Source organism: Streptomyces sp. NBC_00385 (assembly GCF_035917155.1).
Classification (GTDB): domain Bacteria; phylum Actinomycetota; class Actinomycetes; order Streptomycetales; family Streptomycetaceae; genus Streptomyces; species Streptomyces poriferorum.
In genome coordinates this window covers 2,625,957-2,648,413 of sequence record NZ_CP107951.1, presented here as the reverse complement: position 1 = coordinate 2,648,413, position 22,457 = coordinate 2,625,957, and the positions used below count along the sequence as shown (strand labels likewise).

Genomic DNA, 22,457 nt, shown 5'->3' with positions numbered 1-22,457 from the left:
AGTCGGGACAGGCGGGAATCGTGAGGATCTTCGGGAAGGTACGGCATCGGCCCTCCGCCTCTTGGCGGCAGGCCACGGACCGCGCGTTCACGCTGATCGGCGACGGCCGGTACGAGGACGCGGGCGCGCTGCTGACGCGTGCGGCGGACCTGGAACCCTGGCTCTCCGAGTCCTGGTTCAACCTGGCGCTGCTGCACAAGTTCCGGCACGACTGGGAACAGGCGAGAGCCGCGGGCCTGCGGGCCGTCGCGCTGCTCGACAAGGAGTCCGGCGCCCCCGACTGGTGGAACGTCGGGATCGCCGCCACCGCACTCCAGGACTGGCCGCTGGCCCGCCGGGCCTGGCAGGCGTACGGGCTGAAGGTGCCAGGCGGCGGCCAGCAGACTCCGGCGGCGGGCAGCGAGCCGGTCGGCATGGAGCTGGGCAGCGCGGCCGTGCGGCTGTCGCCGGAGGGCGAGGCCGAGGTCGTCTGGGGCCGCAGGCTCGATCCGGCACGGATCGAGGTGCTGTCGATCCCGCTGCCGTCGTCCGGGCGGCGCTGGGGCGAGGTCGTCCTGCACGACGGGGTGCCGCACGGCGAGCGGATCACCGCGGCCGGGCCCTCGTACCCGGTGTTCGACGAGATCGAGCTGTGGGCCCCGTCCCCCGTCCCCACCTGGGTGGTGCTCCTCGAAGCGGCCACCGAGGCGGACCGCGACGCGCTGGAGCAGCTGGCGTCCGATGCCGGTTTCGCCGCCGAGGACTGGTCCTCGTCCGTCCGGCTGCTGTGCCGGGCCTGTTCGGAGAGCCGGATGGAGAGCGACGAGGGCGACGGCGAGCACCTCGACCCGCACGACCACAGCGAGCCGGGCCATCCCGGCCCGCTGGGCCACCGCACCGCCGGCGAGCTGTGGGTGCCCGAGCGCGAGTGCGGTCTCGCGGCGCCCGCGGGGCTGGTGCGCGGGCTGCTCGACGGCTGGGTGGCGGACAGCCCGGACAGCCGGGAGTGGCGGGATCTCGAAGAAGTCTGCTGACGTCTCGAAGAAGTCGGCCTACGGGTGCCCGTAGGCTGTACGCGCACCGATTCCGGTGCTCGGGCGCCCGGGTTCTCGCGAGCCGCGGATCCCGGGTTTCAGGTTGTGAGGAAGGCGTACGGCGGACATGGCGCAGCAGGAGACGGACGAGCAGATCAGCGTCGACGAGGAAGGGTTCCTCATCGACACCGAGGACTGCGAGGCGCGTGAGGCGGCACACCGCGAGCGCGGCACCTCGCGCCCGATCACGGTCGTGGGCAACCCGGTCCTGCACAAGGAGTGCAAGGACGTCACCGCGTTCGACGACGAGCTGGCCCAGCTGATCGACGACATGTTCGCCAGCCAGCGGACGGCGGAGGGCGTGGGCCTGGCCGCCAACCAGATCGGGGTCGACCTCAAGGTCTTCGTCTACGACTGCCCGGACGACGACGGGGTCCGGCACACGGGCGCCATCTGCAACCCGGTGCTCGACGAGCTGGCGCCCGAGGAGCGCGTCCTGGACGACTCCAACGAGGGCTGCCTCTCCGTCCCCACGGCGTACGCCTCGCTGGCCCGCCCGGACTACGCGGTGGTGCGCGGCCAGGACGCTCAGGGCAACCCGGTCAAGGTGCGGGGCGACGGCTACTTCGCCCGCTGCCTCCAGCACGAGACCGACCACCTGTACGGCTACCTGTACATCGACCGCCTCTCCAAGCGCGACCGCAAGGACGCGCTGCGCCAGATGGCGGAGAACACCCCGCGCTACGAGGTCGTCCCGAACGACTGATCCGGCCGGCGCGCAGCCGCGAGGGGCCCCGTACCGGTACGCCGGGACGGGGCCCCTGCCCCGTTTCTGTCCCGTCAACTTGCGTTCTTCCATGCATAGTTGACGCGCGTCGACTCGTCCGCCAGGCTCACACTCCACACCTTCTCGCGGTAGGGAGCCCCCCATGCTCAGACGTTCCGCACGACTCCTGCTCGGCCTTGTCATGACCATGGCATTCGCCTTGGGCGGGGCGGTGGTGACCGCCGGCACCGCACAGGCCGACGACTGCTACACCTGGACCCGCACCCTCTCCTCGGGCGCCACCGGCAACGATGTCGTCCAGCTCCAGATCCGGGTGGCCGGATACCCCGGATACAACTCCGTACTCGCCATCGACGGTTCCTACGGGCCCGCCACCACGGCCGCCGTCAAACGCTTCCAGGCCGCCTACGGACTGGCCGCCGACGGTGTCGCCGGCCCGGCCACCCAGTCCAAGCTCTACGCCCTCCAGGACGGCGACTGCACGCCCGCCCACTTCACGTACGCCGAGCTGAACCACTGCAACAGCACCTGGGCGGGTGGTGCCGTCTCGGCGGGCACCGCCAAGGCCAACGCGCTGAGCACCATGTGGAAGCTGGAGGCGCTGCGGCACGCGCTCGGTGACCGTCCCATCACCGTCAACAGCGGCTTCCGCTCCACGTCCTGCAACAGCGCGGCCGGCGGTGCGTCCAACAGTCGTCACCTGTACGGCGACGCGGCCGACCTGGGCGGGATCGCCTTCTGCACCCTGGCCCAGCAGGCCCGCAACCACGGGTTCAACGGGATCCTCGGCCCGGGCTACCCGGACCACAACGACCACGTCCACGTGAACCAGGGCCCCAGCCACTACTGGTCGGCGCCCAACTGCGGCATCTGACACGCCTGTGGGGCCCGCCGCACCGGCGGGCCCCACAGCCGCGGTCAGGCGGACTTCGCGCTCAGGCGCGTCCCGCCCGTCGTCTGCACGGCGGCACCGTCCGTGGCCCGCTCCGTCAGCCGGAGCTGCGAGACCGCGTTGCGCAGGACCAGGGCCCCGGCTCCCGCGTCCAGCTGCCAGCGCTGCGTGCGCGCGCCCGCCGCACAGGACCCGAGCGACAGCTCGGCCCCCACCTCCAGCGGGGCGCCCAGGTACTTCTTCCCGCGCGCCGCCTCCAGGCACAGCCCGCTGTCCGCGGACTTCACGGTGTAGTACCCGTCGGAGGTCGCCGTCAGCGTCCAGACCGCCTTCGCGTCCCGGGCCAGCGACACCCCGGCGCCGGCGCCGGCGCCGGGCGCCAGAGTCTTCGCGCCCGCGGTCAGCCGGTACGTACCGTCGGCCAGGGGGGCGCGGTCGGTGTTGTCCCAGCCCGGGGCGTGCCCGATCCGCCGGGCCAGCGCCTCGAAACCGGCGTACGTCGCACTCGGCTTCGGGCCGCCCCAGGTGGCCTGCGCGATGAAGCGCAGCGGCATGAAGACCTTCGCCTCGACCTCGTTCTCGGTCTCGGCGGCCGCGCTGTCCGGCCACAGGCTGATCTTCGCGCCGGTCAGGTTCGCCGCCGTGGCAGGCAGCGTCTGGCCCTCGAAGCGCAGGGGCGTCCAGTCGCTCTCGTACAGCTCCTGGGTCTTCATCGTGTAGCCGCCGCGCACCAGGTACAGCGCGTACGCCGAGTTCATCACCGGACGGCCCTCGGCCAGCAGCGCGGACGGCTGCTGGATGGCGCCGCCGCCCAGCCAGTGCTCGACGGTGATGTCACGGTCGAGGGGGACGACGCTGTTACGGCCGACGAGTCCGTCGTTCCAGATCCGCAGTGACCGGCCGTCGGCCTTCACATGGGCGTTGACCTGGTTGATGAAGTCGACGAAGAGATCGTCGGGGGTGGCCGTGGCGCCGAACTTCGCGACGGCGGCCGTCCGCAGCTGCGGATAGTTCGGGTACGAGGAGCCGATCATGTACTCGTCGGCGCCCATGTGCCAGGTGCGGGTGTCCCACACCTCCAGGGCCTCGTCGACCATCGAGGTGTAGTACGTCAGTGCCTCGGGGCGTGAGATGTCCAGCCGGGGCGGCGAGGCGACGCCGTCCTTGTCCTTGAGCTGGAGTTCCGGGTGGTTCTCCAGGTAGGTGTCCATGTGGCCGGGGGAGTTGATCTCCGGCACCAGGTCGATGTGGTACTTCTTCGCCATCGCGACCAGGGCCCGCACCTGCGGCTTCGTGTAGTAGCCCCAGAACGCCGACTCGGGGTCGACGTCGCTCCTGACCTTCGCCTCGATCCAGAGCTGGTTGAGCTTCTGCGAGGCCATGTCCTTCATCAGCCGCTCGAACCAGGGCAGCGAGACGTTGATGTAACACGCGCACACCCCGACTCCGCGCTCGCGGTACGCGGGCACGTCGGTCGCCGAACCGCGGGCGGCCCGCCCGTCGTCGTTCAGCAGCTGGAGCACCGAACGCGAACCGTAGAACACGCCCGCCGATGTCGCGGCGGTGACCGTGACCCGGTCACCGACGTCGAGGCGGTAGCCCTCCGCGCCCAGCGAGCTCTTCAGGGAGGCGTCCTGGCGCAGCACGATGTCACCGGCGCGGGCCCTGCCCCGCGAGACCGGGGCCTTCCCCGCCAGCTCGCCCGCGAACCGCGCCGCATCGGCAGCCGTGCGCTGCTCGCGCACCCCGTCCAGCACGATCCTCGCCCGGTCGGTGAGGGTGAACTCCCCTTCGCCGGGCTGCCACTGCCGCAGTGACGGCAGCACCTCGGGCGGCGGCGCGGCGGCGGCCGCTCCGTCCTGGGCCGAGGCGCTCTGCAGGGGCAGCAGAGTGGCGGCGAGCGCGGCCACCACGGCCCCGATGGTCCTTCGTTTAGCCATCCGGATGTCCATGCGCCCGACCCTGACGCGTCTCCGGCGGCCCGGTCCATGGACAGGTGAAGGAATCGGTTGGACGAATGATCCGATGTCAGGTCTGTGAACGATCAGGCGACGTCGGTCAACTCGGTCGGGCCACGGAAGGTTCGGCGATACGCGTTCGGCGTGGTTCCCAGGGAACGAACGAACTGATGGCGGAGCGCGGCGGCGTTGCCGAAGCCGGTCCGTCCTGCGATCGTATCCATCGTTTCATCGGATGTCTCCAGGAGGTGCTGCGCCAGGAGTACCCGCTGGCGCAGCAGCCAGCGGTACGGCGTGGTGCCCGTCTCCTGCTGGAAGCGGCGGGCGAAGGTGCGCGGGGACATGTGTGCCTGGGCGGCGAGCTGTTCGACGGTCATTTCCTGGTCGAGGTGACGCTCCATCCAGGCGAGCGTGTCGCCGACCGTGTCGCAGCGGGTGCGCGGCAGCGGGCGCTGGATGTACTGCGCCTGACCGCCGTCACGGTGCGGCGGCACCACCATGCGGCGGGCGATGGTGTTGGCGGCGGCGGTCCCGTACTCCTGGCGGACCAGGTGCAGGCAGGCGTCGATCCCCGCGGCCGTGCCCGCCGACGTGATGACCGGGCCCTCGTCCACGTACAGCACGTCCGGCTCCACGACCGCGCGGGGGAAGCGGCGCGCCAGCTCGGCGGCGTGACGCCAGTGGGTGGTGCAGCGCCGCCCGTCCAGCAGCCCGGCCGCGCCCAGCACGTACGCCCCCGAGCAGACGCTCAGCACCCTGGCCCCGCGGTCCACGGCCCGGCGCAGCGCCTCCAGGACCTCCTCGGGGTACTCCCGGTCCACGAAGTGGGTGCCGGCCGGGACGGCGATGAGGTCGGCCTCTTCCAGGCGGTCCAGGCCGTGGGGGGTGGTGATGGTGAATCCGGCATGGGTGCGGAGTACCGGGCCCTCGGCGGAGACCACGGCGAAATCGTGCACCGGCAGCCCCTCCTCGCTGCGGTCGAGTCCGAACACCTCGCACAGCACTCCGAGTTCGAAGGGGTTCACGTCGTCGAGCAGCAGGGCGGCCACGTTTTTCAGCATGACATCAGTGTGGCAGTAATTCGATGCTCCATGACAGTCCTGCCACTGCCGCGATCGGTCGGGACCGGCGAGAGTAGAGGCATGAACACATTCCTGAACTTCCTGGGCATATCCGCCGTTTTCGCTCTCGTCCTGCTGCCGGCGCTGGCCGGTATCGCCCGCGAACGCCGCATCGACCGTGAACTGGGGGAGGCGGAACGGGCCCGGAGCGCCGAACCCCCGCGAACGGCGGACGCCGCACGGCCGGTGAGGGCCGCACGGCGTCCGTACGTCAGAAGCTGGGCGAGGATCTGAAGGATCTAGAAGTCGTCGTCGAAGCCGACCGTGCCCTCGACCGCCACCTGGTAGGCGGACGGGCGGCGCTCGAAGAAGTTCGTCAGCTCCTGGACGCCCTGGAGCTCCATGAACGAGAACGGGTTCTCCGAGCCGTACACCGCGGGGAAGCCCAGCCGGGTGAGCCGCTGGTCGGCGACGCACTCCAGGTACTGGCGCATCGACTCGGTGTTCATCCCGGGCAGGCCCTCGCCGCACAGGTCGCGGCCGAACTGCAGCTCCGCCTCGACGGCCTCCTTCAGCATGTCGGTGACCTGCTGCTGGAGGGCGTCGTCGAAGAGCTCCGGCTCCTCCTTGCGGACGGTGTCCACGACCTCGAACGCGAAGTTCATGTGCATGGTCTCGTCCCGGAAGACCCAGTTGGTCCCGGTGGCGAGGCCGTGCAGCAGACCGCGCGAGCGGAACCAGTACACGTAGGCGAAGGCGCCGTAGAAGAACAGCCCCTCGATGCACGCCGCGAAGCAGATCAGGTTCAGCAGGAAGCGGCGGCGGTCGGCCTTCGTCTCCAGCCGGTCGATCTTCTCGACCGAGTCCATCCACCGGAAGCAGAACTGCGCCTTCTCACGGATCGACGGGATCTCCTCGACCGCGTCGAACGCGGCCGCCCGGTCGTCCGGATCGGGCAGATACGTGTCGAGCAGCGTCAGATAGAACTGGACGTGCACGGCCTCCTCGAACAACTGCCGCGACAGGTACAGCCGCGCCTCGGGAGAGTTGATGTGCTTGTACAGCGTCAGCACGAGGTTGTTGGAGACGATCGAGTCGCCGGTCGCGAAGAACGCCACCAGCCGGCCGATCAGATGCTGCTCGGCGGGCGACATCTTGGCGAGGTCCGCCACGTCGGAGTGGAGGTCGACCTCCTCCACGTGCCAGGTGTTCTTGATCGCGTCCCGGTAGCGCTCGTAGAAGTCCGGGTACCGCATCGGTCGCAGGGTCAGCTCGAAGCCCGGGTCCAGCAGGTTCTTGTCGTTGTTGGAGCTCATTACTGGCAGGCCTCGCAGGACTCGGGGTTTTCCAGGGAGCACGCGATCGCGTCCGCGTCGGGCGCGGGTGCCTGCTCGGGAATGGGTGCCGCGGACGCCGCGCGGGCGATCCGGGTCGCCGGGCGGGAGCGCAGGTAGTACGTCGTCTTCAGCCCCTGCTTCCAGGCGTACGCGTACATCGAGGAGAGCTTGCCGATCGTCGGCGTCTCCAGGAACAGGTTCAGCGACTGGCTCTGGTCGAGGAACGGCGTACGGGCCGCCGCCATGTCGATCAGTCCGCGCTGCGGGATCTCCCACGCGGTGCGGTACAGCGCCCGCACCTCCTCGGGGATCCAGGCGAAGCCCTGCACCGAGCCGCTCGCCTCGCGCAGCGCCTCACGGGTCCGCGCGTCCCACACGCCGAGCTTCTTCAGCTCGTCCACCAGATAGGCGTTGACCTGGAGGAACTCACCGCTGAGCGTCTCGCGCTTGAAGAGGTTGGAGACCTGCGGCTCGATGCACTCGTACACGCCCGCGATCGAGGCGATCGTCGCCGTCGGCGCGATGGCGAGGAGCAGGGAGTTGCGCATCCCGGTCTTCGCGACCCGTGCGCGCAGCGCGTCCCAGCGCTCCGGCCAGTTCAGCTCGGTGTCGTAGTGGTCCGGGTGCAGCACGCCGCGGGCGGCACGCGTCTCGGACCAGGCGGGCAGCGGGCCCGAGCGCTCCGCGAGGTCGCAGGACGCCTCGTACGCCGCGAGCATGATGCGCTCGGAGATCCTCGTCGACAGGGCGCGGGCCTCGGGGGAGTCGAACGGCAGCCGCAGCTGGAAGAAGACGTCCTGGAGACCCATCGCGCCCAGGCCCACCGGCCGCCAGCGGGCGTTGGACCGGCCGGCCTGCTCGGTCGGGTAGAAGTTGATGTCCACGACCCGGTCGAGGAACGTCACGGCGGTACGCACGGTGGCGTCCAGGCGCTCCCAGTCGATGGTGCCGTGGGAGACGAAGGCGCCGAGGTTGACCGAACCCAGGTTGCAGACGGCCGTCTCGCCGTCGTCGGTGACTTCCAGGATCTCGGTGCACAGGTTCGAGGAGTGCACGACCCGGCCCGGCTCGGCCGTCTGGTTCGCAGTCCGGTTGGAGGCGTCCTTGAACGTCATCCAGCCCTGGCCGGTCTGGGCCAGCGTGCGCATCATCCGGCCGTACAGCTCACGGGCCGGCATGGTCTTGCGGGCCAGGCCCTTGGCCTCCGCGGCCCGGTACGCGGCGTCGAACGCGTCGCCCCACAGGTCGACCAGCTCGGGCACGTCGGCCGGGGAGAACAGCGACCAGGTGCCGTCCGTGTCGACCCGGCGCATGAACTCGTCGGGGATCCAGTGCGCCAGGTTGAGGTTGTGCGTGCGCCGCTGGTCCTCGCCCGTGTTGTCGCGCAGCTCCAGGAACTCCTCGATGTCCGCGTGCCACGTCTCCAGGTAGACGGCGGCGGCGCCCTTGCGGCGGCCGCCCTGGTTGACGGCGGCGACGGAGGCGTCGAGCGTCTTCAGGAACGGCACGATGCCGTTGGAGTGCCCGTTGGTGCCGCGGATCAGCGAACCGCGGGCACGGATACGGGAGTACGAGAGGCCGATGCCGCCCGCGTGCTTGGACAGCCGCGCCACCTGGTGGTAGCGGTCGTAGATCGAGTCCAGCTCGTCCAGCGGGGAGTCCAGCAGGTAGCAGGAGGACATCTGCGGGTGCCGGGTACCGGAGTTGAACAGTGTGGGGGAGGAGGGCAGGTAGTCCAGCCGGCTCATCAGCCCGTACAGCGCCGCGACCTCGTCCAGGGCGCGCGCGGAGGTGTCCTCGGCCAGCCCGGCGGCGACGCGCAGCATGAAGTGCTGCGGGGTCTCGATGACCTCACGGGTGTGCGGGTGGCGCAGCAGATAGCGGCTGTGCAGGGTGCGCAGGCCGAAGTAGCCGAAGCGGTCGTCGGAGCCGTCGGCGAGCGACTGCCCGACGAGCGCGTCCAGGGCGGCGGCGTGGAGGGTCACGAACTCGGCGGTGCGGTCCGCGATCAGGCCCTCGCGGTGCCCGACGGCGACCGAGGCGGAGAACGACGTCGCGCCCTGCCCGGCGGCCTCGTCCGCGATGGTGCGGGTGAGGAGGCGGGCGGCGAGCCGGGAGTAGGCGGGGTCCTCGGAGATCAGGCCCGCGGCGGCCTCGGTGGCCAGCGAGCGCAGCTCGGCCTCGTCCGACCGGGCGTTGCGGCCGCGCAGCGCTGCGGCGGCGACGCGTCCGGGGTCGGTGTCGGGCAGATCGGCGGTGAGGTCGGTCAGGGTCCGCAGCAGTGCGGTTCCCGGTCCGTCGCTCGTGGTTCCCGTTGATTCGGCCGCTGAAACCGGATCGGCTGGCGCGATGGTCACGCGGTGCTCTCCCTCGCTCGGCTCGGGGCCTTCGGGGAGCGGAGGGCGGCCGGGCGGAGCGCGGCAGGGCAGCGCTCCGTGCGGCGTCCACCGGCCCATCCACGAGGCCCGGACGTCTGGGCATCCGGATCGGTCGAGCCGGATGCGCTGTCGGCAGGACCTCGGACTACGGGGTGCGCAAAAGCGCACCGATCACACCGTTGCGGGACAGTTCCGGATTCGCACCGGATTTCCCTGCGGCGACAGCAGGCATGAGCATACATGTGGGGGCTGCCCGATGCGGCAGCCCCCACATGTTGTGTCGTGCTCGCTCTCATACCGAAGGGCGCAGCTCCAGACGGAACGTCAGCAGGGTCAGGTCGGCGACGGGGCTCCAGTCCCTGTCGGGGGTGCGGTGGAAGCCGAGTCGCCGGTAGATCCGGTGAGCCCCGTGCATCGCCGGCTGCGTCGACAGGACGATCCCCGAGACCCCCGCGGTGGCCCGTGCACGGTCGACACAGGCCCGTACGAGCGCCTCCCCGGCTCCTGCGCCCCGGGCCTCGCGGGAGACCGCCAGCGTCCGGAATTCCGCCTCGTCCGCCGCTGCGATGTCGGCCCACGGGTTCCCCGGGGGTGCGTAGGTGACCCCGCCCAGAACACGTCCCTGCGCGTCGGCCGCCACCAGCACCTCGGCCTCGGCCGCCCGGCGGGGGACGTCGCGCAGCTGCGTCAGGTACGGATCGCCGTCGCCGAACTCCAGGAGGCCGTCGCCGAGATAGGCCTCGGCGGTGATATCGGCCAGGATGGTGTGCTCGGCGGTCTCGATCGGCCGGATCGTTATGTCCATGGGGGGAGTCTGCCGCACGGGCGGGCCGTGGCCGCAAGCGACTTCCGCGAGACGTGCGAACGGGCCGCCGCGCCTCTCCGGGGAGGGGTGCGACGGCCCGTTCACGCGGCGGGTGGTCAGTGACCGCCCGGAGCACCGGCGGTGGCCGGCGGGAGTTCCGTCTTCACGCCCGGGTCTCCCGCGTCCGCGGTGTAGTCGCCCGGGGAGGTCTCGTCGACCCCGGCGGGCGCCTTCACGGCGTTCAGGACGAAGGTGAGGACGACGACGACCACGACGTTCAGCACGAAGGCCGTCAGACCGATGTAGCCGATCTCGCCGATACCGGGGATCTCCTTGGAGGACCCGCCGAAGTGCTTCTGGGTCGGGCTGGCGACCCCGTAGGCGGCGATCGTGCCGTACAGCATGCCGACCGCCCAGCCCGCGAGCAGCGCCCAGCGGTGGAACCACCGGGTGAACAGCCCGCCGACCAGGGCCGGCATCGTCTGGAGGATCCAGATCCCGCCGAGCAGCTGGAAGTTGATCGCGACCGTCTTGTCCATGGTGAGGACGAAGGCGAGCGCGCCGACCTTCACCAGCAGCGACACCAGCTTGGAGACCTTGGTCTCCTGCGCGGGTGTGGCGTCGGGCTTCAGGAAGTCCTTGTAGATGTTGCGGGTGAACAGGTTCGCCGCGGCGATCGACATGATCGCGGCGGGCACCAGGGCGCCGATACCGATGGCGGCGAAGGCCACGCCCGCGAACCAGTCGGGGAACATGTTCTCGAACAGCTGCGGGATCGCCAGCTGGCCGTTGTCCACCTTGACGCCGGCGGCGATCGCCATGAACCCGAGCAGCGCGAGCAGCCCCAGCATCAGCGAGTACAGCGGCAGGATCGTCGTGTTGCGGCGGATCACGTCACGGCTGCGGCTGGAGAGCGTCGCCGTGATCGAGTGCGGATACATGAAGAGAGCCAGCGCGGAGCCGAGCGCCAGGGTGGCGTAACCCCACTGGCCCGCCTCACCCGGAGCGAGACCGGCGACCGGTTTTCCGGCCGCCTCGTTCTTCGCGGAGAACGCCTCGCCCGCCTTGGCGAAGATGTCGTCGAAGCCACCGAGCTTGATCGGGATGTAGATGATCGCCACGGCGATGACCAGGTAGATCAGCCCGTCCTTGACGAACGCGATCAGCGCGGGGGCGCGGAGCCCGGAGGAGTACGTGTACGCGGCGAGCACCGCGAACGCGATCAGCAGCGGCAGGTCCTTGATGAACCAGTGCGTGTTCTCGCCGCCGCCGACGCCCATCACGTCCAGCACCGCCTGGATGCCGACGAGTTGGAGGGCGATGTACGGCATCGTGGCGAGGATGCCGGTGACGGCGACCGCCAGCGAGAGCCCCTTGGAGCCGAAGCGGCCGCGGACGAAGTCCGAGGTGGTGACGTAGCCGTGCTTGTGCGACACCGACCACAGACGCGGCAGGAAGGTGAAGATCAGCGGGTACACCAGGATGGTGTAGGGCACCGCGAAGAAGCCGGCCGCGCCCGCCGCGTAGATCGCCGCGGGAACGGCGACGAAGGTGTACGCGGTGTAGAGGTCGCCGCCGAGCAGGAACCAGGTGACCCAGGTGCCGAACGACCTGCCGCCCAGTCCCCATTCGTCGAGGCTGGCCTCGTTCTCGGCCTTGCGCCACCGGGCGGCCATGAAGCCGACGACCGTGACGGCCAGGAAGAAGAAGATGAAGACGCCGAGCGCGACGCCGTTCACGCCGTCCTTCATGCTGACGCACCCCCCTTGCGGGCGCGCTGGTCACGCTGCCACAGCTTGTACGCGACCATCGTGAGCGCCGTCGAGATCAGCACCCAGAGCATCTGGTACCAGTAGAAGAACGGGATCCCGATGAAGGTCGGGTCGACCTTGGCGTACGAACTCACCCAGAGCATCGCCACGAACGGCGCGACGAGACACAGGGCGATGACCACCCGCATGGGTGTGACGGTGGGTGGTTTTCCTTCTGGTTCTTCCGGCATGGCGGCGACTCCGTCCCCTCACTGATCACCAGTTGTAATGCGCAGGAAATCTAGGCGAGGGTTCCGGCCACCGTCACCCCCTGTCCGCATTGCGGTCCGGCAACGGTCCTGACGTGTCGGACAGATGGTCGAAATGACGTCATACGTCGGTGAGTTGGTGCAGACCAATGGCCCACTCGAAGGGGCGGGGCAGCGAACAGCCCCCGTGGGAACGCTTCCACGGGGGCTGTTCGGGGTGACGGGGTCTTCAGTCCAGCGGACGCTTCAGGCGGGCCACGAACTTGTAGCGGTCGCCCCGGTAGACCGAGCGGACCCATTCGACCGGCTCGCCCTGTCCGTCCAGTGAGTGCCGGGACAGCATGAGCATCGGCAGGCCCACGTCCGTGCCGAGCAGGCCGGCCTCGCGCGGGGTGGCGAGGGAGGTCTCGATGGTCTCCTCGGCCTCCGCCAGCCGCACGTCGTACACCTCGGCCAGGGCCGTGTACAAGGACGTGTACTTGACCAGCGAACGCCGCAGCGCGGGAAAGCGTTTGGCCGAGAGGTGGGTGGTCTCGATCGCCATCGGCTCACCGCTCGCCAGGCGCAGCCGTTCGATCCGCAGTACGCGGCCGCCCGTGGTGATGTCGAGCAGCCCGGCGAGCGTGTCGTCGGCCGTCACGTAGCCGATGTCCAGTAGCTGGGACGTCGGTTCCAGCCCCTGGGCGCGCATGTCCTCGGTGTACGAGGTGAGCTGCAGGGCCTGCGAGACCTTCGGCTTGGCGACGAAGGTGCCCTTGCCCTGGATGCGCTCCAGTCGCCCCTCGACGACCAGTTCCTGAAGTGCCTGGCGCACGGTGGTGCGCGAGGTGTCGAACTCGGCGGCCAGGGTCCGTTCGGGGGGCACGGGGGTCCCCGGCGGCATCGTGTCCGTCATGTCGAGCAGATGTCGCTTCAGCCGGTAGTACTTCGGGACGCGCGCGGTACGCGTGCCCGCGCCCGCGCCCGTCTCGTTCTCCGCACTGCCCCCGTCGGCACCCATGGCCCGCCTTCCCGACTGCTGCGTTGCTGCCGTCACCGGCTCCTCCGTCTGTCGCGGCTCACATGGTGGCACGGTCCGGTCACGGCTCGTCGCCCTCCCTCAGGTGTCGGTCCTATAACGGACGCGAGTGCACTTCTTATACACCCTTGACACCCCTAAAGGTCTAGGCCAAGCTCCCGGTACTGGTCTAAACCATTAAAGACCAGGTCCCAGCCCCAGTAGTACTCGTCGACGATTTTGCGCGGTGGGCGGGGGGTTGCAGCATCCCTGAGGAGGGTGGCGTGAAGCGCAAGCTCATCGCGGCGATCGGCGTCGCGGGCATGTTGGTTTCCGTGGCGGCATGTGGTTCCGACGACAAGGCATCGTCGCAGGACCCGAAGGACCGCAAGGAAAACCTGACCGTCTGGCTCATGGGCGAGGCCCAGTCGACCTGGCCGGAACTGGTCAAGGACGCCAACGCCGAGTTCAAGAAGAAGTACCCGAACGTCACGGTCAAGGTTCAGTACCAGCAGTGGGCTGACAAGGTAAAGAAGCTCGACACCTCCCTCGGTGGCGACAAGTTCCCGGACGTTGTCGAGCTCGGCAACACCGAGACCATGCAGTACATCCTCAACGGCGCACTCGCCGAGGTCGACACCAAGAAGTACGAGAACTCGGACACCTGGATCAAGGGTCTGAAGGACACGTGCTCCTACGAGGGCAAGACCTACTGCGTCCCGTACTACGCCAGCGCCCGTCTCGCGGTCTACAACAAGGACATGCTGAAGGCCGGTACCGGCAGCGACGTCCTTCCGCAGAACGAGACCGAGTTCCTCACGGCCATGGACAAGGTCTCGGCCGAGCTCGCGAAGAAGGACAAGCGCGCCTCGTCCCTCTACTACCCGGGCCGTTACTGGTACGCGGCCATGTCCTACGTCGCGGCGTACGGCGGCCAGATCGCCAAGTACGACGAGGGCTCCAAGGAGTGGAAGGCCAGCCTTTCCAGCCCCGAGGCGCAGAAGGGCATCCAGCACTTCGTCGACCTGGTCAAGAAGTACAACAAGGCCGACCAGACGAAGGACGAGCAGGACCACGCCAACGTCATGGCCAACGAGAAGGCCGGAGTCATCTACGGCCAGGCCTGGGAGGCCGGCAGCGTCACCACCGGCGAGAACGGCAACCCGAAGCTCGAGGGCAAGATCGCGACGGCCGGTATGCCCGGCCCGAACGGCAAGGCGCTCCCCTCCTTCATCGGTGGTTCCGACCTGGCCGTCGTCTCCAAGTCGAAGGTCCAGGACCTCGGCCAGGAGTGGATCTCGCTCTTCACCAACGCGAAGTCCATGGAGGTCCTCGCGTCGAAGAACATCCTGCCCAACAACGAGAAGCAGCTTGAGCCGCTGAAGGCCAAGCCCGAGACGGCCGCCATCGCCAACGCGGTGCCGGACGCCTGGTTCACGCCGATCGCGCCCGGCTGGGCCTCCATCGAGAAGGAGGAGATTCTGGAGAACATGCTCCTGAAGATCCTCAAGGGCACCTCGGTCGCCGACGCCTCCAAGAAGGCCGACAGCGAGATCGACGCGCTGATCAACAAGAAGGCCTGATCAACAAGAAGGCCTTCGCCTTCTGATCGCCAGGCGGGGGCCCGGCACTGCGCCGGGCCCCCGCTCCTTTCGCAAAGAACGCCGTGTTTTCCGGGGCCTGCCTCGGACCCGCGATGGAAGGTCGCCACGTGACTGCCGCCGATACCAAGGCCGCCGGGCCACCGGTCCCCGTACCACGTGATCCCCAGGTGGACGGGAGCCCGCTGTCCGATGAGGGCGGCAAAGGGCCCCGTACACAGAAGAGGAAGCGGAAGAAGGGTGAACTCCTCCCCTACTTCCTGATCCTCCCGGCGATCGTGGCGATCGCCGCCGTCTACCTCTACCCGCTCGGCAAGACCGTCATCATGTCCTTCCAGGACATGGGCCGGCGCGAGCTGTGGAGCGGTGAACCCGCGCCGTGGGTCGGGCTGGACCAGTTCACCAACATCCTCGGTGACTCCGAATTCTGGTGGGTCACCTTCCGCACCGTGGTCTTCATGGCCATCTGCGTGACGCTCACCATGGGCATCGGCCTGCTGATCGCCCTGCTGATGCGCCGCCTCTCCAACTGGGTCCGGCTGATCCTGACCTTCTGCCTGATCGCCGCCTGGTCGATGCCGCTGATGGTCGCCGCCTCGATCTTCCGGTTCATGGCCGACTCCGACTACGGGCTCATCAACACCCTCATCGCGAAGGTCGCCGGCGAGGACTTCCTCGGCCACAACTGGTACCTGGACCCCGTCCAGGGTTTCGGGATCATCACCCTCCTGGTGGTCTGGGGCGCCATCCCCTTCGTCGTCGTCACGCTGTACGCGGCTCTCACCCAGGTCCCCCAGGAGCTGGAAGAGGCCGCCTCGCTCGACGGCGCCAGCAGCTACGGCGTCTACCGCTACGTCACCTGGCCGGTCATCAAGCCGGTGTTCAGCATGGTGGCCACCCTCTCGGTGATCTGGGACTTCAACGTCTTCGGCCAGATCTGGCTGCTCCGCGGCAGCAAGCCGGAGCCGGAGTACGAGACCCTCGGCCTCTACTCCTACTCCAAGGCCTTCGAGTCCACCTCCTTCAGTCAGGGCACCGCGATCGCCCTGATCACGGTGCTGCTGCTGTCCGGCGTGGCCGTGTACTACCTGCGCCAGCTCATGAAGACGGGAGAGGTCGAATGAGCACCACGACCGACACACCACAGGTCCTGCGCCCCGACCGCAAGAAGTCCCGCGTCGGCCTGAACATCCTCGGCCTCGGCATCGCCCTGGTCATGGTCTTCCCGGTCTACTGGCTGGTCATCAGCGCACTGCGGCCCAGCCGCGAGATCCGCTCGTACGACCAGACCCTGTGGCCCTCGTCGATCACCTTCGACAACTTCGTCCGGGCCACGGAGCAGCCGAACTTCGGCACAGCGATCCAGTCCAGCCTGATCGTCTCCGTCACCGCCGTGGTCGGCGGCATGATCATCGCCACCCTGGCGGCGCTCGCCATCGGCCGGTTCCGCTTCTTCGGCCGCAAGACCCTGGTCCTGATCCTCATCCTGGTCCAGATGCTGCCGCCGACGGCGATGCTCATCCCGATCTACGCCCAGCTCAACGCCATGGGCGGGATCGACGAGTACTGGAGCCTGATCGTCGTCTACCTGGTCTCCACCCTGCCGTTCGCGACGATCATGATCCGCGGCTTCGTGGTGAACATCCCGGTGGAGCTGGAGGAGTCGGCGATGGTCGACGGCTGCACCCGCTTCGGTGCCTTCCGCCGCGTCATCCTGCCGCTGCTGGCGCCCGGCCTCGCCGCCGCGTCGATCTTCGCACTGGTCAACGCGTGGAACGAGTACCTCTTCGCCTACATCCTGATCAACGACAACTCCAAGTACACGCTCAACGTGTGGCTGATGACGTTCACGAGCGAGCGCGGTACGGACTATGGCGCCCTGATGGCGGCATCGACCATGATCGCCCTTCCGGTCGTCATCTTCTTCATGATCGTCCAGAAGAAGATGGCCGCGGGTCTCACCTCCGGCGCCGTGAAGGGATAACGCCGCCATGACCACCCTCACATCCACCACGGACACCGTCACCCGCGACGCCCTCGCCGTCCTGCAGCCGGGTTTCACCGGCACCACGGCACCGGACTGGCTGCTGCGCCGGGTCGGCGAAGGCCTCTCGTCCGTCGGGCTGTTCGGCCGCAACATCGAGTCGCCCGAGCAGCTCGCCGCGCTCACCGCCCAGCTCCGTGCCGAGCGTGACGACGTGCTCGTCGCGATCGACGAGGAGGGCGGCGACGTCACCCGTCTGGAGGTGCGGCACGGCTCGTCCTTCCCGGGCAACCTGGCGCTCGGCTCCGTCGACGACGTCGCCCTGACCCGTGCCGTCGCCAAGGAGCTCGGCCGCCGGCTCGCCGACTGCGGCGTCAACCTCAACTGGGCGCCCTCCGCGGACGTCAACTCCAACCCCGGCAACCCGGTCATCGGGGTGCGGTCCTTCGGTGCCGACCCCCACCTGGTCGCCCGGCACACCGCCGCGTACGTCGAGGGCCTGCAGGCCGCCGGCGTCGCCGCCTGCACCAAGCACTTCCCGGGGCACGGCGACACCGCGGTCGACTCCCACCACGCGCTGCCCCGCATCGACGTGGACCTCGAAACCCTGCACGCCCGTGAACTGGTGCCTTTCCGGGCGGCCATCGCAGCGGGTTCCAAATCGGTGATGAGCGCGCATATCCTGCTTCCCGCGCTCGACCCGCACCGCCCGGCGACCCTGAGCCCGCAGATCCTGACCGGTCTGCTGCGCGAGGAGCTGGGCTACGACGGCCTGATCGTCACCGACGCCGTGGAGATGCAGGCCATCGCCTCGACGTACGGGATCGAGCGCGGCTCCGTCCTCGCGATCGCGGCGGGTGCCGACGCGCTCTGCGTCGGCGGCGGCCTCGACGACGACAGCACCGTCCTGCGGCTGCGCGACGCGCTGGTCGCGGCGGTCCGTGCCGGTGAACTGCCCGAGGAGCGGCTGGCGGACGCCGCCGCCCGCGTACGGGCCCTCGCGTCCTGGACGCGTCGGGCCAGGGGGGCTGTCTCGGAGCCGGGCGCGGCAGTGCAGGAGGGGACCGCGCCCGGCACCGGACACAGCACGGGCATCGGTTCGGACGTCGGCCTGATCGCCGCCCGCCGCGCGGTGAAGGTGACCGGCACGGGCGAGCCGCTCAGCGGACCGGCGTACGTCGCCGCGTTCACCCCGGTCGCGAACATCGCGGTCGGTGACGAGACCCCGTGGGGCGTCGCCGCCGAACTGACCAGGCTGCTGCCGGGCACCGAGACCGGCACGTACAGCGGCGAGACCGAGGCACCCGGGGCCGGTGCGCTGCGGGCCGCGGGGGAGCGGCGCATCGTCGCGGTCGTCCGTGACGCGCACCGCCACCCGTGGATGACCGAGGCCCTCGACGTGGTGCTCGCGGCGCGCCCGGACACGATCGTGGTCGAGATGGGTGTCCCCCAGGCCGGCCCCAGGGGCGCCCTCCACATCGCCACCCACGGCGCCGCCAGGGTCTGCGGCCTGGCGGCGGCGGAGGCCATCACACAATCAAGCCCGTCCGGCGCTTGAGAACAAAGGCGTCCAGCAGGACGCCCCGCACGCAAGAGGGCCGGGACACCACACGGTGCCCCGGCCCTCTCGCGTACCGCCGGAACTAAATGCCCTGCCACAGCGGCTTCGCCGCATACGTGGCGCGGAAGTAGTCCGCCAGCTTCAGCTTGGACGCCGCCGCCTCGTCGACGACGATCGTCGCGTGCGGGTGCAGCTGCAGCGCCGACGCGGGCACGATCGCGGCGACCGGTCCCTCGACCGTCTGCGCCACGGCGTCCGCCTTGCCCTCGCCCGTCGCGAGCAGGATCGGGTGGCGGGACTCCAGGATCGTGCCGATGCCCTGGGTGATGACGTGGTGCGGCACCTGTTCGATGTCGTTGTCGAAGAAGCGCGCGTTGTCGACCCGTGTCTGGTCGGTCAGCGTCTTGATCCGGGTGCGCGAGGCGAGTGAGGAGCACGGCTCGTTGAAACCGATGTGTCCGTCCGTGCCGATGCCGAGCAGCTGGAGGTCCACCCCGCCGGCGTCGGCGAGCGCCTGGTCGTACGCCTCGCAGGCGGCCTGGACGTCCTCGGCGGAGCCGTCGGGGCCCATGAACGACGCCTCGGAGAGCCCGAGCGGCTCGACGACCTCGCGCAGCACCACGGAGCGGTACGACTCCGGGTGGCCCGCCGGCAGCCCCACGTACTCGTCGAGCTGGCAGATGCGGGCGCGCGACGCGTCCACCGCGCCGGAGCGGACCTTCTCGGCCAGCGCTCGGTAGATGGGCAGCGGGGTCGATCCGGTGGCAACGCCGAGAAGGGCGTCGGGCTTACGGCTGAGCAGGGCGCCGATGGCCCCCGCGATCAGTTCGCCGCCTGCCTTGGCGTCCGGGACGATGACAACTTCCACGCGGGGCCTGCCGATCTAGAGTTGACGATATGTGGTATAGACCAATCTAAGTCCTAATCTAGCAGAACTCCCGTTCCCGGACACGGCCCCCCGGTGCCCGTCGGCCCTGTGTTTCGGGGCGCGCCGGTGCCGTCCCCGCCGGTGCCGTCCGCTGGCGGGCCCACGGTGCCCCGTGTTGACTTGACCGACGCACCGCGACACTCCGGGAGGCACCAGACATGTCCGCCACGTACCCGGCCGACGAGGGCGAGCAGCCCGGCCGGATCATGTCCGGCGAGATGGCCGAGCAGCCCGAGATGCTGCGGCGCATCCTCGACCGCGGGGCACCCGCCATCCGGGCGGTCGCCGCCGAGATCGCGGGCCGGAAGCCACGCTTCGTCCTGCTCACCGCCCGCGGCACGTCGGACAACGCCGCGCTCTACGCGAAGTACCTGCTGGAGATCACGCTCGGTCTGCCCTGCGGCCTGGCCTCGATGTCCACGACCACCGCGTACGGCGCGAAGCCGGACCTCAGGGACGTCCTGGTCATCACCGTGAGCCAGTCCGGCGGATCGCCCGACCTGGTGGCCTCGACGAAGGCCGCCCGGGAGGCCGGCGCGGTCACGCTGGCGGTGACCAACAGCCCGGACTCACCGCTCGCCGCGGTCTCCGAGTACCACATCGACATTTTGGCCGGGCCGGAGAAGGCCCTGCCCGCCACCAAGACGTACACCGCCTCACTGCTCTGCCTGTACCTCTTCGTGGAAGGGCTGCGCGGCGGCGACGGCGCGGCGGCCGCGATCCTGCCGGAACTCGCCGGCGCGATCCTGGCGCGCAAGGACGAGGTCAAGGCCCTGGCGTCCCGCTACCGCTTCGCCGAGCGCATGGTCATCACCTCGCGCGGCTACGGCTACCCCACGGCCAAGGAAGCCGCCCTGAAGCTGATGGAGACGAGCTACATCCCCGCCCTGTCCTACTCCGGCGCCGATCTGCTGCACGGTCCGCTCGCCATGGTCGACAACATCTCGCCGGTGATCGCCGTGGTCACCGACGGCCGGGGCGGCGAGGCGCTCCAGCCGGTGCTCGACCGGCTGCGCGGCCGTGGTGCGGACCTTTTCGTGGTCGGCCCGAAGGCCCAGGTGGAAGCGGCCTCCGCGGGCTTCGTGCTCCCCACGGCCGGGGTCGCCGAGGAGGTCCAGCCGATCCTGGAGATCCTGCCGCTGCAGATGCTGGCCTACGAGGTGACGATCGCCCGCGGCCAGGACCCGGACGCGCCGCGTGCGCTCGCGAAGGTCACGGAGACCCGCTGACCCGCCGCCGAAACCGCCTCCGGAAACACCCGCGGGCCGCGGCGCCGGGCCGGGACCCTCAGCCCGACCAGCACCGCAGCCCGGAGTAGGACCGCCCGTCAAGGGCGATCGGCTCGGCCGGCGGTGTGCGGTGCCCCCGGCCGGGGAGAGGCACCCGGCGCAGTCAGGGCAGAGAGCGCGGGTACCTCGTTCCGCTCTCCTGTGCGGGGAGAGCGGAGGCTCTGTCTTCAGCATTGTGGACTAGACCACTCGCGGTGTCCATCCACGGGACGCGGCGATTTCCGGCCCTTCCTCTTGCACGTACGGGCGGGCCGTCCGGTTCGGAACCTGTCCGCATCCACAGGTACGCTCGCACACGTGCCCTCCATGAACGACCTCGTCCGCCAGCACACCGCCCTGAGTGACACCGACCTCGAGTGGCTCCATCTGCTGGTCTCGGAGTGGCAACTGCTCTCCGACCTGTCCTTCGCCGACCTCGTTCTCTGGGTCCCCACACGTGACGGTACGCGCTACGTGTCCGTGGCCCAGATGCGGCCCAACACCGGCCCCACCTCCTACCAGGACGACATGGTCGGCCATCTGGTCCCGCGCGGCCGCCGTCCGCTGCTGGACGCGGCGCTGGACGAGGGCCGGATCGTGCGCGAGGGCGACCCGGAGTGGCGGGAGGAGGTCCCCGTACGCGTGGAGTCGATCCCCGTACGCAGGGAGGGCCGCGTCCTGGGTGTCATCGCGCGCAACACCAACCTGCTCACGGTCCGCACCCCGTCCCGGCTGGAACTCACCTACCTCCAGTCCGCCTCCGACCTGGCGCAGATGATCGCGGCCGGTTCCTTCCCGTTCCCCGGCCAGCAGGTCGACATGGACGCCTCGCCGCGGGTCGGCGACGGACTGGTCCGGCTCGACGCCGACGGTGTCGTCCAGTACGCCAGCCCCAACGGCCTCTCCGCCTACCACCGCCTGGGCCTCGCGTCCGACCTGGTCGGACAGCACCTCGGCGGGATCACCGCCGAACTCGCCCCCTCCCGCGGCCCGGTGGACGAGGCGCTGGTCAAACTGGCCAGCGGTTACGCGCCACGGGAGTTCGAGGTCGAGTGCGCGGGCGGCGTGATCCAGCTCCGGGCGATCCCCCTCAAGCCCAAGGGGGTCCGCATCGGCTCGCTGGTCCTGCTGCGCGACGTCACCGAACTGCGCCGTCGTGAACGTGAGTTGATCACCAAGGACGCCACCATCCGGGAGATCCACCACCGGGTGAAGAACAACCTCCAGACGGTGGCCGCCCTGTTGCGCCTGCAGGCCCGCCGGATGGACTCCCCGCAGGGCCGTGAGGCACTCAACGAGGCGGTGCGGCGCGTCGGTTCGATCGCCATCGTCCATGAGACGCTGTCCCAGAATCTGGACGAGCGGGTGGAGTTCGACGAGATCGCCGACCGGGTCATCGCCATGGTCGCCGAGATCTCCCCGGGCAAGGTCACCTGTCGGCGCACCGGACGGTTCGGCATCCTCGACGCCGAAGTGGCCACCCCGCTGGCGATGGTCCTCACCGAGGTACTGCAGAACGCCCTGGAGCACGCGTTCGGCGTGGCCGAGTCCGGCACGGTCGAGGTCTCCGCGGTGCGCGGCGGTTCGCCCACGGAAGGACGGTTGCTGATCACCGTTCAGGACGACGGCTGCGGTCTGCCCGAGGGATTCGACCCGCAGCGCGCCGGGAATCTGGGACTCCAGATCGTGCGGACGCTGGTGGAGGGCGAGCTGAGCGGCTCGTTCGGCATGGTGCCGGCGCCCGAACGCGGCACCCAGGTCGTGCTCGACATCCCGGTCCGCGCCGACAAGTAACCCGTACGGACGCAAGCGGCACGCACACACGCACAGCAGAGAGCCCGGACCGTTGGTAACGGTCCGGGCTCTC

General features: G+C 69.6%; 19 protein-coding genes and 1 riboswitch. Of the genes, 10 read left to right on the top strand and 9 right to left on the bottom strand.

Annotated features, from left to right (window positions below):
* The first annotated feature begins 20 nt into the window (after window positions 1-20).
* The 3 genes from OG959_RS11420 (at window position 21) to OG959_RS11410 (ending at window position 2,674) form a co-directional block, all read left to right on the top strand.
* On the top strand, window positions 21-1,013 hold the full coding sequence (locus tag OG959_RS11420) for a tetratricopeptide repeat protein (RefSeq protein ID WP_219567555.1): 993 nt from the start codon (window positions 21-23) through the stop codon (window positions 1,011-1,013).
* Window positions 1,014-1,140: 127 nt separating this feature from the next.
* Window positions 1,141-1,779: a peptide deformylase gene (gene def, locus OG959_RS11415; protein ID WP_326658048.1), complete on the top strand. Its 639-nt coding sequence runs from the start codon at window positions 1,141-1,143 to the stop codon at window positions 1,777-1,779.
* A 163-nt stretch (window positions 1,780-1,942) separates the two neighbouring features.
* Window positions 1,943-2,674 (top strand): D-Ala-D-Ala carboxypeptidase family metallohydrolase, encoded by a 732-nt coding sequence (locus OG959_RS11410; protein ID WP_326658047.1) that lies wholly within the window; start codon window positions 1,943-1,945, stop codon window positions 2,672-2,674.
* A gap of 44 nt (window positions 2,675-2,718) precedes the next feature.
* On the opposite strand, the gene OG959_RS11405 is transcribed toward OG959_RS11410, so the two are convergent.
* Together OG959_RS11405 and OG959_RS11400 are read right to left on the bottom strand one after the other, a co-directional pair.
* Entirely contained in the window at window positions 2,719-4,632 is a 1,914-nt protein-coding gene (locus tag OG959_RS11405) for a family 20 glycosylhydrolase (RefSeq protein ID WP_326658046.1), read from the bottom strand.
* A 104-nt stretch (window positions 4,633-4,736) separates the two neighbouring features.
* Entirely contained in the window at window positions 4,737-5,711 is a 975-nt protein-coding gene (locus OG959_RS11400) for a helix-turn-helix domain-containing protein (RefSeq protein WP_326658045.1), read from the bottom strand.
* 81 nt (window positions 5,712-5,792) lie between these two features.
* On the opposite strand from OG959_RS11400, the gene OG959_RS11395 reads away from it, so the two are divergent.
* Entirely contained in the window at window positions 5,793-6,005 is a 213-nt protein-coding gene (locus OG959_RS11395; protein ID WP_326658044.1) for a hypothetical protein, read from the top strand.
* A gap of 5 nt (window positions 6,006-6,010) precedes the next feature.
* Here the strand turns inward: OG959_RS11395 and OG959_RS11390 are convergent, their stop codons facing one another.
* The 6 genes from OG959_RS11390 to OG959_RS11365 form a co-directional block, all read right to left on the bottom strand.
* Entirely contained in the window at window positions 6,011-7,027 is a 1,017-nt protein-coding gene (locus tag OG959_RS11390) for a ribonucleotide-diphosphate reductase subunit beta (RefSeq protein ID WP_326658043.1), read from the bottom strand.
* On the bottom strand, window positions 7,027-9,405 hold the full coding sequence (locus OG959_RS11385) for a ribonucleoside-diphosphate reductase subunit alpha (protein ID WP_326658042.1): 2,379 nt from the start codon (window positions 9,403-9,405) through the stop codon (window positions 7,027-7,029). The genes OG959_RS11390 and OG959_RS11385 overlap by 1 nt, the downstream gene beginning before the upstream one ends.
* Before the next feature lie 147 nt (window positions 9,406-9,552).
* A riboswitch (adenosylcobalamin-variant (AdoCbl-variant) riboswitch) is annotated at window positions 9,553-9,651 on the bottom strand.
* Window positions 9,652-9,718: 67 nt separating this feature from the next.
* On the bottom strand, window positions 9,719-10,231 hold the full coding sequence (locus tag OG959_RS11380; RefSeq protein WP_326658041.1) for a GNAT family N-acetyltransferase: 513 nt from the start codon (window positions 10,229-10,231) through the stop codon (window positions 9,719-9,721).
* Between the two features lie 116 nt (window positions 10,232-10,347).
* A complete protein-coding gene (mctP, locus tag OG959_RS11375; protein WP_219567546.1) occupies window positions 10,348-11,982 on the bottom strand; it encodes a monocarboxylate uptake permease MctP in 1,635 nt (544 codons plus the stop codon).
* On the bottom strand, window positions 11,979-12,233 hold the full coding sequence (locus tag OG959_RS11370) for a DUF3311 domain-containing protein (RefSeq protein ID WP_326658040.1): 255 nt from the start codon (window positions 12,231-12,233) through the stop codon (window positions 11,979-11,981). The genes mctP and OG959_RS11370 overlap by 4 nt, the downstream gene beginning before the upstream one ends.
* Window positions 12,234-12,480: 247 nt before the next feature.
* Window positions 12,481-13,251, bottom strand: a complete 771-nt coding sequence (locus OG959_RS11365; RefSeq protein WP_326666331.1) for a GntR family transcriptional regulator — start codon at window positions 13,249-13,251, stop codon at window positions 12,481-12,483.
* 281 nt (window positions 13,252-13,532) lie between these two features.
* Here OG959_RS11365 and OG959_RS11360 point away from each other — a divergent pair, with 281 nt between their 5' ends.
* The 4 genes from OG959_RS11360 (at window position 13,533) to OG959_RS11345 (ending at window position 18,391) form a co-directional block, all read left to right on the top strand.
* Window positions 13,533-14,831 carry a sugar ABC transporter substrate-binding protein gene (locus tag OG959_RS11360; RefSeq protein ID WP_326658039.1) on the top strand — a complete coding sequence of 433 codons (1,299 nt, stop codon included), beginning with the start codon at window positions 13,533-13,535 and terminating at the stop codon, window positions 14,829-14,831.
* Between the two features lie 128 nt (window positions 14,832-14,959).
* A complete protein-coding gene (locus OG959_RS11355; protein ID WP_326658038.1) occupies window positions 14,960-15,973 on the top strand; it encodes a carbohydrate ABC transporter permease in 1,014 nt (337 codons plus the stop codon).
* Window positions 15,970-16,833, top strand: a complete 864-nt coding sequence (locus tag OG959_RS11350; protein ID WP_326658037.1) for a carbohydrate ABC transporter permease — start codon at window positions 15,970-15,972, stop codon at window positions 16,831-16,833. The genes OG959_RS11355 and OG959_RS11350 overlap by 4 nt, the downstream gene beginning before the upstream one ends.
* Window positions 16,834-16,840: 7 nt before the next feature.
* Complete coding sequence (locus tag OG959_RS11345) at window positions 16,841-18,391, top strand: glycoside hydrolase family 3 protein (RefSeq protein ID WP_326658036.1); 1,551 nt, start codon at window positions 16,841-16,843, stop codon at window positions 18,389-18,391.
* Window positions 18,392-18,476: 85 nt separating this feature from the next.
* On the opposite strand, the gene nagB is transcribed toward OG959_RS11345, so the two are convergent.
* Window positions 18,477-19,262 carry a glucosamine-6-phosphate deaminase gene (gene nagB / locus OG959_RS11340; RefSeq protein WP_326658035.1) on the bottom strand — a complete coding sequence of 262 codons (786 nt, stop codon included), beginning with the start codon at window positions 19,260-19,262 and terminating at the stop codon, window positions 18,477-18,479.
* Between the two features lie 218 nt (window positions 19,263-19,480).
* Here nagB and OG959_RS11335 point away from each other — a divergent pair, with 218 nt between their 5' ends.
* Entirely contained in the window at window positions 19,481-20,551 is a 1,071-nt protein-coding gene (locus OG959_RS11335; protein ID WP_326658034.1) for an SIS domain-containing protein, read from the top strand.
* A 366-nt stretch (window positions 20,552-20,917) separates the two neighbouring features.
* On the top strand, window positions 20,918-22,384 hold the full coding sequence (locus tag OG959_RS11330; RefSeq protein ID WP_326666329.1) for a sensor histidine kinase: 1,467 nt from the start codon (window positions 20,918-20,920) through the stop codon (window positions 22,382-22,384).
* Window positions 22,385-22,457 lie beyond the last annotated feature (73 nt).

What these genes read in the sequence shown, in the direction of transcription:
- def (WP_326658048.1), top strand. Translation starts at nt 1,141, where the DNA reads ATGGCGCAGCAGGAGACGGACGAGCAGATCAGCGTCGACGAGGAAGGG.
- OG959_RS11410 (WP_326658047.1), top strand. Translation starts at nt 1,943, where the DNA reads ATGCTCAGACGTTCCGCACGACTCCTGCTCGGCCTTGTCATGACCATG.
- OG959_RS11405 (WP_326658046.1), bottom strand. Translation starts at nt 4,632, where the DNA reads ATGGCTAAACGAAGGACCATCGGGGCCGTGGTGGCCGCGCTCGCCGCC.
- OG959_RS11400 (WP_326658045.1), bottom strand. Translation starts at nt 5,711, where the DNA reads ATGCTGAAAAACGTGGCCGCCCTGCTGCTCGACGACGTGAACCCCTTC.
- OG959_RS11395 (WP_326658044.1), top strand. Translation starts at nt 5,793, where the DNA reads ATGAACACATTCCTGAACTTCCTGGGCATATCCGCCGTTTTCGCTCTC.
- OG959_RS11390 (WP_326658043.1), bottom strand. Translation starts at nt 7,027, where the DNA reads ATGAGCTCCAACAACGACAAGAACCTGCTGGACCCGGGCTTCGAGCTG.
- OG959_RS11380 (WP_326658041.1), bottom strand. Translation starts at nt 10,231, where the DNA reads ATGGACATAACGATCCGGCCGATCGAGACCGCCGAGCACACCATCCTG.
- mctP (WP_219567546.1), bottom strand. Translation starts at nt 11,982, where the DNA reads ATGAAGGACGGCGTGAACGGCGTCGCGCTCGGCGTCTTCATCTTCTTC.
- OG959_RS11370 (WP_326658040.1), bottom strand. Translation starts at nt 12,233, where the DNA reads ATGCCGGAAGAACCAGAAGGAAAACCACCCACCGTCACACCCATGCGG.
- OG959_RS11365 (WP_326666331.1), bottom strand. Translation starts at nt 13,251, where the DNA reads ATGGGTGCCGACGGGGGCAGTGCGGAGAACGAGACGGGCGCGGGCGCG.
- OG959_RS11350 (WP_326658037.1), top strand. Translation starts at nt 15,970, where the DNA reads ATGAGCACCACGACCGACACACCACAGGTCCTGCGCCCCGACCGCAAG.
- OG959_RS11345 (WP_326658036.1), top strand. Translation starts at nt 16,841, where the DNA reads ATGACCACCCTCACATCCACCACGGACACCGTCACCCGCGACGCCCTC.
- OG959_RS11335 (WP_326658034.1), top strand. Translation starts at nt 19,481, where the DNA reads ATGTCCGCCACGTACCCGGCCGACGAGGGCGAGCAGCCCGGCCGGATC.
- OG959_RS11330 (WP_326666329.1), top strand. Translation starts at nt 20,918, where the DNA reads ATGAACGACCTCGTCCGCCAGCACACCGCCCTGAGTGACACCGACCTC.